The organism is Pseudomonas sp. DF5 (assembly GCF_058148225.1).
This window is the reverse complement of the sequence record NZ_JBYVYM010000007.1, coordinates 73,478-89,111: the sequence shown is the minus strand read 5'-3', so window position 1 is coordinate 89,111 and position 15,634 is coordinate 73,478. Positions and strand designations below refer to the sequence as shown.

Here is a 15,634-nt window from a genome sequence, read left to right as displayed (position 1 = left end):
CTTGCGCCTCTCGGCGCCCAGGGTTGCCACTCATCGTCGGATCGTTGACGTTTTGGGGTTCGGCGCGCGCAATGTCTACCCCAAAAAATGATCGCCCAGAGAATCCTCCACATGGCAAAGATCATAGTGCTCGCCGGCGATTTCCCTCAGGGCAACGGGGAATATCACTCGGGAACCATCACGCTAAAAACCGCCCTTAAACCACGACTGGGGAGGAGTTTCTCGGTCTCGGAATTTAAAGATCTGACGGTCCAGAACACCGACTGCAATAAAAACATCAAGAGCGCCATAGGCCTGGGCCTTGCCGGCGCTATGTTGCTGGGTCCGGTCGGAGCCATCGCCGGCTATCTGCTCGCCGGCAAGAACACTGAGGTGACCTTCATGGCCACCTTGAAGGACGGGGGCAAACTCTTGGCAGCAACCGATTGCGACACCTTCCAGGATATCTCGGCACGCGCCCTCAAAAAGTCCCGGCACGGTCGCCGAAACGTCCCTTCCGAGTCATTTAACAATGAATCGATTCACTGATCCGCTGGCTCCGTGACTGCGAAAATTTTGCCCAAAGTGGTCGGCCAGTGCGATGAATGACTTATGTAGACATTTGCACACGTTACTATTCAAGCCTGGCATCGTTACTGCACCTGCGCCTCATCGGATATATCCGTCTGTGATAGATCACAGGCGTGCAGCAGGTGCAGTTCCGCTTTGCATTACAACCCAACACTACTTCTGGGCATATTTCGCATTGTGCTGATCATTAAGCTGTGCCTGCATCAGCCCCCACTCACGTTGAATGATCGAGTAAGGAATAAAGATACTGATCCGCTCAGCGCCTTTTAACCCAGGGTGAAAACTCACATCGTGAAGTGTGGTGGAAAAGTAGCCGACATTAATACCGACAATGCTGCCATCATTGGCGATGACAGGCCCACCCGACATCCCCTTGATCATCGGGGCATCATGGATGGCATAGCGTTCGCCGCTGCCTTCGTCGCTGTTGATGAAAGGCGCCGGATACACCTTGCCTTGCCCGGTGACCGTTGTCATATACGGACTCGTCCCCACGGCAGTGATGTGCTCACCCACGCGCGGTGCGCGCCATGACGGATAGTGGCCGTCGGCCTTGTGCTTGATGAAGACCAGGTCGCAACCGGTGCTGCAGCTGTATTTCACGTTGCGGATGAGTGGGGTGTGGCGGGTGGTGACGGCATAGTCTTCGTTCCATTGCACAGCCGAGGCTGTGTACAGATAAGGCAAGGGAAAGCCTGAGAAGACTGAGAAATATGAATCGTTGGCAGGTCCCGACAAGTCGGGTTTTACCATACCGTTGCATCCTGCAATACCAGCTCCTATTAAAAAGTAGGTCATGATTTTAATCATGATGTTCACCGACTTATAAGGAGGTTTTTAGTTTTTGTTGTGTCAGTTCTTTAGTGATCAGGTTGTTGTAGTGTTTCCTCGCCGCCTGGTCTGGTGGGTAATGTATGGCTTAGGTTGCAAGCGTGTGTATGAATGAATTGTGCTAAGAACAATCGCTTTTCGTTACATATAAAGAACTTCAAATATTTGGCGCCTGAAAAATGTCAGCCACATCAACATAAACAAAATTGGAAGTTGCGCTTAATAAGCGTAAAACCCGTGAAACAGCACATTTAGAGCGATTTAGATCACGTTGGAATGCCTCGGCAACCTAACAGAAATCAGCGCCGCGAAAATAACAAATGCGCTGGATATCCAAAGGCACGCTTCCAGCCCGAAGACCTGAAAAACCCAACCGGAGAGCACGGTGCCGATCAACCGTCCCATGGCGTTGGACATGTAGTAAAAGCCCACATCCAGCGATACGCCGTCTTCCTTGGCGTAGGACACGATCAGGTAGCTGTGCAGCGAGGAATTCACCGCGAACAACGCACCAAAGACCATCAATCCGCCCAACAGCACCCACTGCGGCGACAACCCGGTGTTCAGCCCCAGCGCGATTGCCGCTGGCAGGCCTGCCAAGGCAAGCGCCCAAAGAAACGCCGCGCGGCCATCCGGGACATGCCCTCGTTGCTTGCCGGTGATCCGCGGCGCGAGCGATTGCACAATGCCGTAGCCAATCACCCAGGCCGCCAGGAATCCACCGACCTTCCAGAAGTCCCAGCCAAACACGCTGCTCAGGTACACCGGCAAAGCTACGACGAACCACACATCCCGGGCACCGAACAGAAACATCCGTGCTGCCGACAGAATGTTGATGGCCCGGCTCTTGGAGAGAATGTCGCGGAACCTGGGCTTGGCTTTCGCCTTGCCCAGGTCCTTTTTCAACAGGATCAAGCTGCCGAGCCAGATCAGCGAAAGAACGCCGGCCATGGCCAGCAGCGCCCCTCTGAAACCAATCAGGGCGAGCAATGCCCCGCCGAGAAAGAAACCGACGCCCTTGAGGGCATTCTTCGAGCCGGTGAGGATGGCTATCCATTGATAAAGCGTGCCCTGTTGCCCGTCGGGCACCAGAAGCTTGATCGAGCTTTTGGCGCTCATCTTGTTCAGGTCTTTGGCGATCCCCGACAGTGCCTGCGCCCCCATCACCCAAGGAATCGTCAGCCAGGCCACCGGCACCGTCAGCATCAACAGCGCCACAACCTGCATTCCCAGCCCGATGTTCATGGTCCGGTTCAGCCCCAGTCGCGCGCCGAGATAACCGCCCAGCAGGTTGGTGATCACGCCAAAGAGTTCGTAGAACAGAAACAACGCCGCGATTTGCAACGGGCTGTAGCCCAACCCGTGAAAGTGCAGCACCACCAACATGCGCAAGGCACCGTCGGTGAGGGTAAAAGCCCAGTAATTGCCCGTAACAAGCAGGTATTGCCGCACTGACGGCGCGAGGGCTGACAAGGCTTTCATCAACGCTCCTTAAACGGCCAGACCGACCATCCTGGCCAATTCGACGGTGCGGTTCGCGTAAGCCCATTCGTTGTCGTACCAGGCATAGATTTTGACCTGGGTGCCGTTGATGACCATGGTCGACAGCGCATCGATGATCGATGAGCGCGGGTCGGTGCGGTAGTCGATGGACACCAGCGGACGCTCCTCGAAACCGAGAATACCTTTGAGTTCGTTCTCGGACGCGTCCTTGAGAAACCGATTCACTTCGTCAACCGTAGTGACGCGATCGACCTCGAACACACAATCAGTCAGCGAAGCATTGGCCAACGGTACGCGCACTGCGTGACCATTGAGACGCCCGCGCAGCTCCGGGAAAATTTCCGCGATGGCGGTGGCCGAACCGGTGCTGGTCGGGATCAGGCTCATGCCCGAAGCCCGCGCACGGCGCAGATCCTTGTGGGGTTGGTCAAGAATGCTTTGGGTGTTGGTCAAGTCGTGAATGGTGGTGATCGAGCCGTGGCGAATGCCTAGCGCTTCATGGATCACCTTGACCACTGGCGCGAGGCAATTGGTGGTGCACGACGCCGCGGTAACGATGCGATGTTCCGCCGGATTGAACAGTTGATGGTTGACGCCCATGACGATGTTCAGCGCGCCCTCTTCTTTCACCGGAGCACTGACCACCACGCGCTTGACGCCCTGGTCGAGGTACGCCTGAAGCACCGCGACAGTCTTCATCTTGCCGCTGGCTTCAATCACCAGATCGCAGCCCGACCAATCGGTATCGGCAATCGCCTTGTTGGCAGAAACCTTGATGCGCTTGCCGTCGATGACAATGCAGTTGCCCTCGGCGCTGGCTTGATCATTCCAGCGACCATGCACCGAATCGAAGTTCAGCAGGTGCGCATGCGTCGCCGCGTCGCCTGCCGGGTCGTTGATCTGCACGAACTCAAACTCCGGCCAGTGCCAGGCGGCGCGCATGGCGAGACGACCGATGCGGCCAAAACCATTGATGCCCACTTTGATAGTCATGTTGGTGTGCTCTGTATCTGTTGTCAGGGATAGGCTTTTGAAATTATCGAACCGGACAGCAGGCGGCTGCCCGTTCAGGGCGCTCACCCATGTCTTCAAGACGTTTGGCATCCGCGCTTAGCCAATGCTGGTTGGTTTCCAGCACGACAGTCAGCATTTGAAGCACCCAGTCAGGAAGGTTCGGGTGCAACCGGTAGTAGACCCATTGGCCTTGTCGACGGTCCGACAGCAATCCGCTGGTGCGCAATTGCGCCAGGTGCCTGGAGACTTTTGGCTGACTCTCGTCCAACGCACAGGTCAGCTCACAGACACACAACTCTCCCTCGCGGGCGATGAGCAGCATCATGCGGACCCGGTTGTCGTCAGCCAGGCATTTGAAAACAGTAGTCGGCGTCAGAGAGTCCATTTCGGGTCTCGGCGTTTGGGTTTCATACAGCAACACGGGCTTCGCGACACAGGCAAGCCTCATTAATATGCGTTTTGCCGAATATATGTTTTTCCGTATATGCGGTAAAGCAGCAAATCTTCGACCAACACAACCAGCGTCCTGACGTTCGTGCGGTCCCGGGAAGATCAGCGAAAGGATTTCGTATACCCTATCGCTATCTCACTCCAAACGATCGCCGCCGTGAACCTACCCAAACTCAACGCTCCCGACCTTGGCAATACGCCTTCGACTTCGGAAATCATCACCCGCCATCTGCGCGACGCCATCGTCGCCGGGCATTTCGCCGAAGATGAGCCGATTCGCCAGGACGACATTGCCCGCCAGTTCAACGTCAGCAAGATTCCAGTGCGCGAGGCCCTCAAGCGGCTGGAAGCCGAAGGGTTGGTGATGTTCCAGCGCAATCGCGGGGCCATGGTCACGCGGGTGTCCGATGCCGAGTTGGCGCAGATGTTCGAAGTGCGCATGTTGCTGGAAGACAAAATACTGCGCCTGGCCATTCCCAACATGACCGAAGAAACTTTCGCCCGCGCCGAGCGTATCTGTCAGGAATTCATCGGCGAGGACGACGTGGGCCGCTGGGCCGAGCTCAATTGGGAGCTGCACGCCTGCCTTTACGAACCGGCACAACGGCCGTTTCTGGTCAGCCTGATTCGATCGGTCAACGACAAGCTGGAGCGCTACCTGCGCATGCAGATGAGCCTGTCGGCCGGCAAGGAACGGGCCGATCACGAGCATCGCGAAATCCTCGCAGCCTGCCGTGCCGGCGATGTGGAGCTGGCGGTGAAGCTGTTGGACGAGCACATAGCCGGGGTCTGCAAGACCCTGTTCGAACACCTGCCCCACGCCCACTGACGGCTCAGGATGCTGTGCCGATTTCGTCATCGGCACAGGATAAATCCATCAAGCCGGCACCCCGCCGCACAGGCCACTCTTGCGTTCACTCATCTGAACGGACGTGGCCCTCCCATGAAACGCATCACCGTGATCGACTCCCACACCGGCGGCGAACCGACCCGCCTGGTGACCGCCGGTTTTCCTGACCTGGGCACCGGCAGCATGGCTGAACGGCGTAAGTTGCTGGCCGACCATCACGATCAATGGCGCGCCGCCTGCGTGCTGGAACCACGAGGCAGCGACGTGCTGGTGGGTGCCCTGCTCTGCACACCGGTAGACCCGAGCGCCTGTGCCGGAGTGATTTTCTTCAACAACAGCGGTTACCTGGGCATGTGCGGCCACGGCACCATCGGTCTGGTGGCGTCGTTGGCGCACCTGGGCAAAATCGGCCCCGGCGTGCACCGCATCGAGACGCCGGTGGGCACGGTGCAGGCGACCCTGCACGAAGACCATTCGGTGAGCGTGCGCAATGTGCCGGCTTACCGTTACCGCAAGGCGCTGGCGTTGCAGGTGCCGGGCATCGGCCAGGTGGTCGGCGATATTGCCTGGGGCGGCAACTGGTTTTTCCTGATCGCCGAGCATGGCCTGAGGGTCGCCGGCGACAACCTCGACGCGCTGACCGCTTATACCTACGCCGTGCAACAAGCGCTGGAAGCCCAGGGCATTCGTGGCGAAGACGGCGGGTTGATCGACCATATCGAACTGTTCGCCGATGACGATCAAGCCGACAGCCGCAACTTTGTCCTATGCCCCGGCAAAGCCTATGACCGCTCACCGTGCGGCACCGGCACCAGTGCCAAACTGGCGTGCCTGGCGGCCGACGACAAGTTGCAACCGGGGCAGATCTGGCGCCAGGCCAGTGTCATCGGCAGCGAGTTCGAAGGCTCTTATGAATGGCAAGGCGAGCGCATCGTGCCGACCATTCGTGGCCGTGCCTTTATCAGCGCCGAGGCCAGTTTGATCATCGAACAGGATGACCCGTTCGCCTGGGGCATTCGCCCATGAGCGAGGGCCTGGTGGCCGATGTGATCGTGATCGGCGCCGGCATCATCGGCGCCGCCTGCGCCCAGGCGCTGGCCCGTCGTGGCTTGCAGGTGCTGGTGCTGGACGCCGGCCTGCACGGTGCGACGGCGGCAGGCATGGGCCACCTGCTGGTGCTCGATGACAACCCGGCCGAACTGGCCCTGAGCCAATATTCCCTGCAACGCTGGCGTGAACTGGCGCCGGACCTGCCCGACGGCTGCGCTTACCGCAACAACGGCACACTGTGGCTGGCAGCCAACGCCGAGGAAATGGCAGTCGCCCACAGCAAATACCTGAACCTGAAAGCCCAGGGCGTGGCGTGCGAACTGGTCAGTGCCAGCGCCTTGCGTCAGCGTGAACCGGAACTGCGGGAGGATCTGGAAGGCGGCTTGCTGATCAATGGCGACGGCATTCTGTATGCGCCGGCGACGGCCCGCTGGATGCTCGACACACCGAACATCCGTCAGCATCGGGCGCGGGTTAGCGCGGTCGATGGTAATCGCGTCTGCCTTGACGACGGTCAGTGGTTGCGGGCCGAAGCGGTGGTGTTGGCCAACGGCATTCAGGCCAGCGACCTGTGCCCGGAGTTACCCATCGAGCCGAAAAAAGGTCACCTGCTGATTACCGACCGCTACCCCGGCACCGTCACCCACACCTTGGTGGAGCTGGGTTACGTCACCAGCGCGCACAACGCCACCGGGCCATCGACCGCCTGCAATATTCAGCCGCGCCCGACCGGGCAATTGTTCATCGGAGCCTCGCGGCAATTCGGCACCACCGACCCGCAGGTCGAAGGCTGGATGCTGGCGAAAATGCTCAAGCGTGCCGCCGAGTACATGCCAGGGCTGGCCCGGCTCAACGGCATCCGCGCCTGGACCGGTTTTCGCGCCGCCAGCCCCGACGGCCTGCCGCTGGTTGGCCAGCACCCACAGCAGCAGGGCTTGTGGCTGGCGGTCGGGCACGAAGGGTTGGGCGTCACCACGGCCCCCGGCACGGCCGACTTGCTGGTGGCGCAGCTGTTCAACGAAACCCCGCCACTGGCCGCGCAACCCTATCTGCCCCAGCGTTTCCTCGGAGAACCTGTCTATGCCTGAATTATTGCTGGACGGCCGCGCCTTGAAGGTGGCCGAGGGCACCAGCGTCGCCGCAGCCTTGGCGCTGGGCAGCGACGGATGCACACGCACTTCGGTCAGTGGCCAACGCCGCGCACCGCTGTGCGGCATGGGCATTTGCCAGGAATGCCGGGTGACCATCGACGGCCGGCGACGCCTGGCCTGCCAGACACTGTGCCGTGACGGCATGCAGGTGCAGACATGCCCATGAACGAATACGCCGATCTGCTGATCATCGGCGCCGGCCCCGCTGGCATGGCCGCTGCTCTTGCCGCTGCCCCCAGTGGCGCACGCATCGTCATGCTCGACGACAATCCGCTGCCGGGCGGGCAAATCTGGCGTGATGGTCCGCAAGCCAATGTGCCCGATCAGGCCCGTCGCCTGCGTGAACGTTTGCAGGCGTGCAGCAACATCCGCCGTCACGCCGCCACCCGGGTGATCGCCAGTCCCGGTCCGAAACAACTGTTGGTCGAAAATGACGATGCCGGTTGGCTGATCAGTTACGACAAACTGATTCTGTGCACCGGCGCCCGCGAGTTGCTGCTGCCCTTCCCCGGCTGGACGTTGCCCGGCGTGACCGGCGCTGGTGGCTTGCAGGCGCTGGTCAAGGCGGGCCTGCCGGTGCAGGGTGAGCACGTGGTGATCGCCGGCAGCGGCCCGTTGTTACTGGCCAGTGCCGCCACCGCGAAAAAACACGGCGCGCAGATCCAGCGCATCGCCGAGCAAGCCTCGCGCACCGCTGTCGCTGGTTTTGCCGCGCAACTGCCCCGCTGGCCTGGCAAATGGCTGCAATCGTTCAGCCTGTTCGACCGCCATTACCGCACCGCGACGCATGTGCTGGCCGCCCTTGGCACTGACCGGCTGGAAGGTGTGCGCCTGCAACAGCAGGGCAAAATCATCGAACTGGCCTGTGATCGGCTGGCCTGTGGTTTCGGCTTGATCCCGAACATTCAATTGGGCCAGGCACTGGGTTACGCCATCGAGGGTCAGGCGTTGGCCGTGGATGCCTGGCAGGCCAGTCGCGTCGATCATTATGCGGCGGGTGAATGCACCGGGTTTGGTGGCAGTGAACTGGCCTTGGTCGAAGGTGCCATTGCTGGGCACGCGGCGGTCGGTGACCTTGAAGCGGCACGCCAGTTGTGGCCACGTCGGGCGCGCTGGCAGGGTTTCGCCAAGGCACTGAATCAGGCCTTCGCCCTCGACCCGCAACTCAAATCCCTGGCCCGCCCCGACACCCTGGTCTGCCGCTGCGAAGACGTGCCCTACGGCGCATTGACCGGGCACACCGACTGGCGTGAAGCCAAACTGGCCAGTCGCTGTGGCATGGGCGCCTGTCAGGGCCGGGTGTGTGGTGGCGCGGTGCAGCACCTGTTTGGCTGGCAACCCTCGGCCCCCCGCCCGCCCTTCAGCCCGGCACGAATCGAGACCTTGATGTGCCTGGACGACACCCCGCCAACCTGAAACCCCCTCGGGGGTTTCAGCCGCGCTGTCGAGCCTCTATGATCCCGGGGTCGCCCTCAGACCCCAGCGCCATGTACCCCTCGCTCAGCACCTTCAAACCCTGCGACCTGCCCACGCTGTTGAACAGCCTGCAGCCGATTGCGCCGCTGCTCGACACCCTGGCGGACGTGGTGTTTTTCATCAAGGATCGCGAAGCCCGCTACGCCTTCGTCAACCAGACCCTGGCCCGGCGTTGCGGCTTCAAACATCGCGAGGATCTGCTGGGGCTCACCGCTGAAATGGTCTTCCCGGAACGCTTCGGCCCGCTGTACACCGAACAGGATCGGCGGGTGCTGTCCAGCGGCCGCGAACTGGCTGACCAACTGGAGCTGCACCTGTATTACGGCAACCAGCCGATCTGGTGCCTGACCCACAAACTCGCCTTGAAGGATGAACAGGGTCACATCGTGGGCCTGGCCGGGATCTCCCGCGACCTGCAATCGCCACAGTCCAATCACCCCGCATTCCAGAAACTCGCCGCCGTGGACGCGCACATCCGCAGCCACTTCGCCCGCCCCGTGAGCCTTGCCGAACTGACCGCCATCGCCGGTTACTCCGTGGCGCAACTGGAGCGTCACTGCAAGCGGGTGTTCCAGCTCACGCCACGGCAGATGATCAACAAGGCGCGCCTGGAAGAAGGTTCGCGGCTGTTGCTGCACAGCGACCTGCCGATCACCGAGATCGCCCTGCGCTGCGGTTACACCGACCACAGTGCGTTTAGCCGGCAGTTTCGTGCGTTGACCGGTTTATCACCGAGTCAGTATCGCGATACTCAGCGTTAGGGAATGTGGGTGTTCTTTCGGGCCTCATCGCGGGCAGCCCGCTCCCACAGGTATCTGCGTTGGCCAAGGAATTTGTGAACGACACCAATCACTGTGGGAGCGGGCTTGCCCGCGATGAGGCCGGTACAGCCACCACAAGGCTCGGTGTCAGATCGCTAAACAAGCACTGTTTAAATGACACTTCCAGACACTCACTCAGGCTACACATTCTTGCGCCTCTGCCTACGACTACGCCAGAATCCGCCGGCTAGTGCGCCTGTGACCGGAGCTATATCGTTTCCCTGTCGCTGAAAAACAGCGATCGGGTTTGGTAGCCCGGTTTTCTGGCGCATAGCGCGACCTAATGCAGAGACTGTTTTCGTCTCCTGTTTTTATGGTGGCTATGCGTAGGGCGCTCTCGGGCGCGCCGGGTTGCCAGATGACCGGTCTACCAACCTGCGTATGGCCACCACCTCTTCGTTTGGTAGCGAAGGTGATGGCTCCACTTTTAATATCTGGAGTTCTATCTATGTTCAAACCAACGCCAAATCCACCGGAAACCGACGACGTTTCCCCCTACGAATCCCTCGATTCGAAAAAGCTCCACGCAGCCGCCGACCGCGCCCTCGATCATTACCTCAAACCGCCCACCCCCAAAGACACCCAGCGCAAACCCAGCACCATTTACCATGTGGGTGCGAAGGTCGATAACGAAACCCTGCTGGTCAACGCCTGCGAATCCCTGGCGTCAGCCAGCATGATGCTCAGTGAGTTCGCCGGGTTGATGGACATGCCCCATCGCAACATCATGTTGGGGATTCAATCGGTGGTCATGCTCGGGGAGCTGGCGGTGAATCGAGTGCTGGATAACCTCGATCCGCAGGGCTGACGAAAGTCTGTAGTGAGAGCACTTATTGTGGCGAGGGAGCTTGTCGGATCGCCGCACCGTCCCGCTCGGCTGCGCAGCAGTCGCAAAACCGGCTTATGCGGTGTGCCTGTAAAAAAGCAGTCGCAGGATTTGGGGTCGCTTCGCAACCCAGCGGGACGGTGCGGCGATCCGACAAGCTCCCTCGCCACATGGGTGTGTCAGAGCACGGGGTGATCGCAGGGCGCCGATGTTCCCTAAAGGGGCGCCCCGCACAACCATTGCTCCCATCTGTAACACCCACCATCGCGGCCCCCGCCCCTCACGGCGTCACTCTGACGCACCGCAACACCTCTACTCCAAGGCCTGCCAACAAATTCACGCCCCGGCCTGGAAACGGGCACGTTGATTGCTATATTTAATATCGTATACGAAATCCCCAATACGATATCCAACAGCACTTCACATCAACGAGGCCTCTATGAAAAACCCCGCATTTGCCGTAGCCCTCAGCGCTGTTCTCAGTACCTCCTTCATTGCCACCGCCCAGGCCGACAAGCTCGACGACATCATCGGTTCGGGCAAGCTGCGCTGCGCCGTGACCCTGGACTTCCCGCCCATGGGTTTTCGCGATGCCGGTAACAACCCGGCCGGTTTCGACGTGGACTACTGCCGTGACCTGGCGAAAATCCTCGGGGTCGAGGCCGAAGTGGTCGAGACGCCGTTCCCGGACCGCATTCCGGCACTGGTCTCCGGGCGGGCCGATGTGATCGTCGCCTCCACTTCCGACACCCTCGAACGGGCCAAAACCGTGGGCCTCACCGTGCCCTACTTCGCCTTCCAGATGGTGGTGCTGACCCGCGACGACACTGGCATCAACAACTTCGATGACCTCAAGGGCAAACCCGTGGGCAACACCAGCGGCACCTATGAAGCCATTGCCCTGGAGAAAGACGTGAAGAACTGGGGCACCGGCACCTTCCGCGCCTATCAGTCGCAGAACGACACCCTACTGGCCGTCGCCCAGGGCCACATCGACGCCACCGTGGTCACCAACACCGTGGCCGCCGCCACCCTCAAATCGGGCAAATACAAAAACCTGAAAGTCGCCGGTAACGCGCCGTACGTGATCGACTACGTCTCCCTCGGCGCCAAGCGTAACGAGTATGGCCTGCTCAACTACCTCAACCTGTTCGTCAACCAACAGGTGCGCACCGGTCGTTACAAAGAGCTGTTCGTCAAATGGGTCGGCACTGAAATCCCGCCGACCAACCTGACCGTGCCACAGGTCTACTACTGAGGTGTCCGGCATGCCTAGGCCCACTTCTCTGACCGGTCGCAGCTTGGTCGCGGGCGCCGCCGAGGGCGCCCTGCTGTTCGCCGATATCGGGTTGAGTTTCTGGGGCGGGGTCGATCCGTTTAGCGGCGAGATCATTGACCGTCACCATCCGCTCAGCGGCGAATACCTGGCCGGCCGCGTGCTGGCCATTCCCAGCGGTCGCGGCTCGTGCACCGGCAGTAGCGTGTTGATGGAACTGATCAGCAACGGTCACGCACCGGCAGCACTGGTGCTGGCCGAACCCGATGAGATCCTGACCTTGGGCGTGCTGGTGGCGCAGACCATTTTCGAGCGTTCCCTGCCGGTGCTGTGCATCGGCCGGGAGGCCTTCGCCGCGTTGCGCGGCAAGACCTTCGCTCGGGTCGACGGCGCCTCGGTAAGCGTGTTCGAACACCTGCCGGGCGATGCCTGGCAGGCACTCGACAGCCCATTGCAAACGCAAGACCCAAGCGCCCCGATCGAACTCACCGAACACGATCGGGCGCTGCTCGACGGCCAGCATGGCAAGGCTGCGCAAGTGGCCATGCAGATTGTTCTGCGCATGGCCGAGCTGCAAGGTGCCCGCCGCCTGGTGGATGTCACCCAGGCACATATCGACGGCTGCATCTACACCGGACCTGCGAGCCTGCGCTTTGCCGAACAACTGGTGCAATGGGGCGCCAACGTGCGGGTGCCCACCACCCTCAATTCGATTTCCGTGGACCAGCGCCGCTGGCGTGAATTGGGCATCGACCCGGCGCTTGGCGAACCGGCCAGTGCCTTGGGCGATGCCTATATGGCGATGGGTGCGCAACTCAGTTTCACCTGCGCGCCCTACCTGCTCGACAGCGCACCCAAGGCGGGCGAGCAGATCGTCTGGGCCGAATCCAACGCGGTGGTCTACGCCAACAGCGTGCTGGGTGCACGCACCCTGAAGTACCCGGACTACCTGGATATCTGCATCGCCCTGACCGGCCGCGCCCCGTTGATCGGCTGCCACCTGGACGCACAACGCAAGGCCCGATTGCAGGTCGAAGTGCCCGCCCTGGGTGAACTGGACGATGCCTTCTACCCGCTGCTCGGTTACCACATCGGCGCGCTGGCGGGCAGCCGGATTCCACTGGTGCGCGGGTTGGAAAACCGCAAGCCGAGCCTGGACGACCTCAAGGCGTTCGGCGCGGCGTTTGCCACCACCTCCGCCGCCCCGTTATTCCATATCGCCGGGATCACCCCGGAAGCTATCGACCCGGCGCAGGTGCTGGAGGGAGATGTAGCCCTACCCGTGGAAACAATCCGCCTGAAGGATCTATTGGTCAGTTGGCGCGAACTCAACAGTGCCCGCGACAGCCAGGTGGATGTGGTCTCGCTGGGTAACCCGCATTTCTCTCTCAGCGAGTTCGCTCACCTGGCGCGACTTTGCCTCGGTCGGCACAAACACCCCGACGTGGTCCTCGCCATTACTTGCGGCCGCGCCGTGCTGGAGCAGGCTCGCGAAGCCGGGCATATCGCCGTGATCGAAGCCTTCGGCGCGACCCTGGTCACCGATACCTGCTGGTGCATGCTCGGCGAACCGGTGATCCCGCCGGGTGCAACAACCTTGATGACCAACTCCGGCAAATACGCCCATTACGCACCCGGCCTGGTGGGTCGCAAGGTGCATTTCGCCAGCCTGGCTGAATGTGTCGATACCGCTTGCAGTGCCACGGCCAGCGGTCGTCTGCCGGCCTGGCTGAACATTGCCCCCCCTCTGGAGACGCTCGCGCATGTTTGATTACACCTTCCAATGGCGCGCCACCCTGCGCGCCCTGCCGGACATGCTCGCTGGCGCCTGGGTCACTTTCGAGACCGCCGCGTTGTCGATGATCTTCGGCGTGCTGATCGCCCTGGCCCTGACGGTGATGCGCGAAAGCAAAACCCCGCTGCTGCGTGGTATCGGCAACGGCTGGGTATCGATCGCGCGCAACACCCCGTCGCTGTTCCAGATCTACGTCCTCTACTTCGGCCTCGGCTCGCTGGGCTTGCACGTCAGCTCATGGTTCGCCCTGCTCGCCGGGATCACCTTCAACAATGCCGGGTATCTGGCGGAGAACTTTCGCGGCGGCCTCAAGGCCGTCCCCGACACGCAAGTGCGCGCCGCGCGTTCGCTGGGCATGAGTGCCTTCCAGGCCTACCGCATGATCATCGTCCCGCAGCTGTTGCGGATCGTCTTCTACCCGCTGACCAATCAGATGGTCTGGGCGGTGCTGATGACGTCGCTGGGGGTGATTGTCGGACTGAACAATGACCTGACCGGGGTGACCCAGGACTACAACGTCAAAACGTTCCGCACCTTCGAATACTTCGCCATCGCCGCCGCGCTGTATTACCTGATTGCCAAGGCGATCGTCGCGTCAGCCCGGCTGATGGCCTGGCGGTTGTTCCGTTATTGAGGGCTTGACCATGTTTTCCACCAGTTTTTCCTGGAATGACCTGCTGTTCCTGCTCGATGGCGCCTGGGTCACCCTGCAACTGACGTTCTGGTCGATCATCCTCGGCTCCGTCGCCGGGCTGTTGTTTGGTCTGCTGCGGGCGCTGTTGCCCCGCGCCAGCCTGCCCCTGGCCTGGGTGCTGGACGTGTTTCGCAGCGTGCCGCTGTTGATCCAGTTCGTGCTGTTCAACTCGCTCAAAAGCATCGTCGGCTTGAACCTCAGCGCCTTCAGCGTCGGCTGCATTGTGCTGGGGGTCTACACCGCCGCGTACTTCACCGAGATCGTGCGCAGCGGCGTGCTGTCGGTGCCGTTCACCTTGCGGCGGGCCAGTCGTTCGCTGGGCCTGAGCTTTTTGCAGGACCTGCGCTGGATCGTCCTGCCGATGGCCACCCGCGTGGCCTTCCCCGGCTGGCTGAACCTGGTGCTCGGGGTGATGAAAGACACTGCGCTGGTGATGTGGATCGGCATCGTCGAACTGCTGCGCGCCTCGCAAACCATCGTCACCCGCATTCAGGAACCGTTGCTGGTGCTGTGCGTCGCGGGCCTTATCTATTACGTCATGAGCCTGGTGGTTGCACGCCTGGGCGCTCGTCTGGAAAGAAGGTGGCAAGAAAATGATTGAGATCGACAACGTACATAAATCCTTCGGCGATCTGGCCGTGGTCAAGGGTGTCAGCCTGACGGTGGACAAGGGCGAAGTGGTGTCGATCATCGGCGGCTCGGGCTCCGGCAAATCGACCCTGCTGATGTGCATCAACGGCCTGGAGCCGATCCAGAAAGGCAACATCCGGGTCGATGGCGTCGAGGTTCATCACAGCGCCACCGACCTCAACCGCCTGCGGCAGAAAATCGGCATCGTGTTCCAGCAATGGAATGCCTTCCCGCACCTGACCGTGCTGGAAAACGTGATGCTGGCGCCGCGCAAAGTGCTGGGCAAAAGCAAGGCCGAAGCTGAAGAGCTGGCGGTGCAGCAACTGACCCACGTGGGCCTTGGCGACAAGCTCAAGACCTTCCCCGGCAAGTTGTCCGGAGGCCAGCAGCAACGCATGGCCATCGCCCGCGCCCTGGCCATGTCGCCGGACTACATGCTGTTCGACGAAGCCACCTCGGCCCTCGACCCGCAACTGGTGGGCGAGGTGCTGGACACCATGCGCATGCTCGCCGAAGACGGCATGACCATGGTGCTGGTGACCCACGAAATCCGCTTTGCCCGCGATGTGTCCGACCGCGTGGCGTTCTTTCGCAATGGGCTGGTGCATGAGATTGGCTCGCCGGATCAGGTGATTGGCAATCCGGTGCATGCGGAAACAGCGGCGTTTCTCAAATCAGTGAAATAACGACTGGCCTC

At 61.0% G+C, this 15,634-nt stretch carries 17 protein-coding genes; 13 read left to right on the top strand and 4 right to left on the bottom strand.

From position 1 onward, the window contains the following. The first annotated feature begins 111 nt into the window (after window positions 1-111). Window positions 112-528, top strand: a complete 417-nt coding sequence (locus AC30D7_RS08745) for a hypothetical protein (protein ID WP_490133747.1) — start codon at window positions 112-114, stop codon at window positions 526-528. 195 nt (window positions 529-723) lie between these two features. Here the strand turns inward: AC30D7_RS08745 and AC30D7_RS08740 are convergent, their stop codons facing one another. The 4 genes from AC30D7_RS08740 to AC30D7_RS08725 all read right to left on the bottom strand — a co-directional run bounded on the left by AC30D7_RS08740 (window position 724) and on the right by AC30D7_RS08725 (window position 4,303). Beyond that, window positions 724-1,323, bottom strand: a complete 600-nt coding sequence (locus tag AC30D7_RS08740; protein ID WP_490133847.1) for a trypsin-like peptidase domain-containing protein — start codon at window positions 1,321-1,323, stop codon at window positions 724-726. A 339-nt stretch (window positions 1,324-1,662) separates the two neighbouring features. Beyond that, the gene (arsJ, locus tag AC30D7_RS08735) at window positions 1,663-2,883 is read right to left on the bottom strand and encodes an organoarsenical effux MFS transporter ArsJ (protein WP_490133746.1); all 1,221 of its coding nucleotides are present in this window, start codon (window positions 2,881-2,883) and stop codon (window positions 1,663-1,665) included. A gap of 9 nt (window positions 2,884-2,892) precedes the next feature. Beyond that, window positions 2,893-3,897 (bottom strand): ArsJ-associated glyceraldehyde-3-phosphate dehydrogenase, encoded by a 1,005-nt coding sequence (locus AC30D7_RS08730; protein WP_490133745.1) that lies wholly within the window; start codon window positions 3,895-3,897, stop codon window positions 2,893-2,895. A 43-nt stretch (window positions 3,898-3,940) separates the two neighbouring features. Further along, window positions 3,941-4,303: a metalloregulator ArsR/SmtB family transcription factor gene (locus AC30D7_RS08725; RefSeq protein WP_490133744.1), complete on the bottom strand. Its 363-nt coding sequence runs from the start codon at window positions 4,301-4,303 to the stop codon at window positions 3,941-3,943. A 222-nt stretch (window positions 4,304-4,525) separates the two neighbouring features. On the opposite strand from AC30D7_RS08725, the gene AC30D7_RS08720 reads away from it, so the two are divergent. From AC30D7_RS08720 to AC30D7_RS08665, 12 genes are all read left to right on the top strand, one after another. Continuing rightward, complete coding sequence (locus AC30D7_RS08720) at window positions 4,526-5,197, top strand: GntR family transcriptional regulator (RefSeq protein WP_007935506.1); 672 nt, start codon at window positions 4,526-4,528, stop codon at window positions 5,195-5,197. Between the two features lie 114 nt (window positions 5,198-5,311). Next, a complete protein-coding gene (locus tag AC30D7_RS08715) occupies window positions 5,312-6,244 on the top strand; it encodes a 4-hydroxyproline epimerase (protein ID WP_490133743.1) in 933 nt (310 codons plus the stop codon). After that, a complete protein-coding gene (locus AC30D7_RS08710; RefSeq protein ID WP_477746003.1) occupies window positions 6,241-7,356 on the top strand; it encodes an NAD(P)/FAD-dependent oxidoreductase in 1,116 nt (371 codons plus the stop codon). The genes AC30D7_RS08715 and AC30D7_RS08710 overlap by 4 nt, the downstream gene beginning before the upstream one ends. Next, window positions 7,349-7,585 (top strand): (2Fe-2S)-binding protein, encoded by a 237-nt coding sequence (locus AC30D7_RS08705; RefSeq protein ID WP_008074690.1) that lies wholly within the window; start codon window positions 7,349-7,351, stop codon window positions 7,583-7,585. Before AC30D7_RS08710 ends, AC30D7_RS08705 begins: the two co-directional genes overlap by 8 nt. After that, a complete protein-coding gene (locus AC30D7_RS08700) occupies window positions 7,582-8,835 on the top strand; it encodes an FAD-dependent oxidoreductase (RefSeq protein ID WP_490133846.1) in 1,254 nt (417 codons plus the stop codon). The genes AC30D7_RS08705 and AC30D7_RS08700 overlap by 4 nt, the downstream gene beginning before the upstream one ends. Window positions 8,836-8,906: 71 nt before the next feature. After that, window positions 8,907-9,656, top strand: a complete 750-nt coding sequence (locus AC30D7_RS08695) for an AraC family transcriptional regulator (RefSeq protein ID WP_105347244.1) — start codon at window positions 8,907-8,909, stop codon at window positions 9,654-9,656. A 508-nt stretch (window positions 9,657-10,164) separates the two neighbouring features. Further along, window positions 10,165-10,524, top strand: coding sequence for a DUF6124 family protein (locus AC30D7_RS08690; protein ID WP_064616857.1), 360 nt, complete (start codon window positions 10,165-10,167; stop codon window positions 10,522-10,524). 457 nt (window positions 10,525-10,981) lie between these two features. Beyond that, window positions 10,982-11,800 (top strand): ABC transporter substrate-binding protein, encoded by an 819-nt coding sequence (locus AC30D7_RS08685; RefSeq protein WP_433785829.1) that lies wholly within the window; start codon window positions 10,982-10,984, stop codon window positions 11,798-11,800. A 10-nt stretch (window positions 11,801-11,810) separates the two neighbouring features. Then, the gene (gene lhpI / locus AC30D7_RS08680) at window positions 11,811-13,589 is read left to right on the top strand and encodes a cis-3-hydroxy-L-proline dehydratase (RefSeq protein WP_490133742.1); all 1,779 of its coding nucleotides are present in this window, start codon (window positions 11,811-11,813) and stop codon (window positions 13,587-13,589) included. Further along, window positions 13,582-14,247 (top strand): amino acid ABC transporter permease, encoded by a 666-nt coding sequence (locus tag AC30D7_RS08675; protein WP_018928302.1) that lies wholly within the window; start codon window positions 13,582-13,584, stop codon window positions 14,245-14,247. The genes lhpI and AC30D7_RS08675 overlap by 8 nt, the downstream gene beginning before the upstream one ends. A gap of 10 nt (window positions 14,248-14,257) precedes the next feature. Further along, entirely contained in the window at window positions 14,258-14,908 is a 651-nt protein-coding gene (locus tag AC30D7_RS08670; protein WP_205890706.1) for an amino acid ABC transporter permease, read from the top strand. Beyond that, window positions 14,901-15,623, top strand: coding sequence for an amino acid ABC transporter ATP-binding protein (locus AC30D7_RS08665; RefSeq protein ID WP_019581950.1), 723 nt, complete (start codon window positions 14,901-14,903; stop codon window positions 15,621-15,623). Before AC30D7_RS08670 ends, AC30D7_RS08665 begins: the two co-directional genes overlap by 8 nt. Window positions 15,624-15,634 lie beyond the last annotated feature (11 nt).

Bases quoted from the DNA above. Each gene is read 5' to 3' on its own strand.
- arsJ (WP_490133746.1), bottom strand. From the start codon at position 2,883: ATGAAAGCCTTGTCAGCCCTCGCGCCGTCAGTGCGGCAATACCTGCTT.
- AC30D7_RS08705 (WP_008074690.1), top strand. From the start codon at position 7,349: ATGCCTGAATTATTGCTGGACGGCCGCGCCTTGAAGGTGGCCGAGGGC.
- AC30D7_RS08665 (WP_019581950.1), top strand. From the start codon at position 14,901: ATGATTGAGATCGACAACGTACATAAATCCTTCGGCGATCTGGCCGTG.
- AC30D7_RS08745 (WP_490133747.1), top strand. From the start codon at position 112: ATGGCAAAGATCATAGTGCTCGCCGGCGATTTCCCTCAGGGCAACGGG.
- lhpI (WP_490133742.1), top strand. From the start codon at position 11,811: ATGCCTAGGCCCACTTCTCTGACCGGTCGCAGCTTGGTCGCGGGCGCC.
- AC30D7_RS08675 (WP_018928302.1), top strand. From the start codon at position 13,582: ATGTTTGATTACACCTTCCAATGGCGCGCCACCCTGCGCGCCCTGCCG.
- AC30D7_RS08710 (WP_477746003.1), top strand. From the start codon at position 6,241: ATGAGCGAGGGCCTGGTGGCCGATGTGATCGTGATCGGCGCCGGCATC.
- AC30D7_RS08740 (WP_490133847.1), bottom strand. From the start codon at position 1,323: ATGGTAAAACCCGACTTGTCGGGACCTGCCAACGATTCATATTTCTCA.
- AC30D7_RS08670 (WP_205890706.1), top strand. From the start codon at position 14,258: ATGTTTTCCACCAGTTTTTCCTGGAATGACCTGCTGTTCCTGCTCGAT.
- AC30D7_RS08700 (WP_490133846.1), top strand. From the start codon at position 7,582: ATGAACGAATACGCCGATCTGCTGATCATCGGCGCCGGCCCCGCTGGC.
- AC30D7_RS08730 (WP_490133745.1), bottom strand. From the start codon at position 3,897: ATGACTATCAAAGTGGGCATCAATGGTTTTGGCCGCATCGGTCGTCTC.
- AC30D7_RS08690 (WP_064616857.1), top strand. From the start codon at position 10,165: ATGTTCAAACCAACGCCAAATCCACCGGAAACCGACGACGTTTCCCCC.
- AC30D7_RS08725 (WP_490133744.1), bottom strand. From the start codon at position 4,303: ATGGACTCTCTGACGCCGACTACTGTTTTCAAATGCCTGGCTGACGAC.
- AC30D7_RS08695 (WP_105347244.1), top strand. From the start codon at position 8,907: ATGTACCCCTCGCTCAGCACCTTCAAACCCTGCGACCTGCCCACGCTG.
- AC30D7_RS08685 (WP_433785829.1), top strand. From the start codon at position 10,982: ATGAAAAACCCCGCATTTGCCGTAGCCCTCAGCGCTGTTCTCAGTACC.
- AC30D7_RS08715 (WP_490133743.1), top strand. From the start codon at position 5,312: ATGAAACGCATCACCGTGATCGACTCCCACACCGGCGGCGAACCGACC.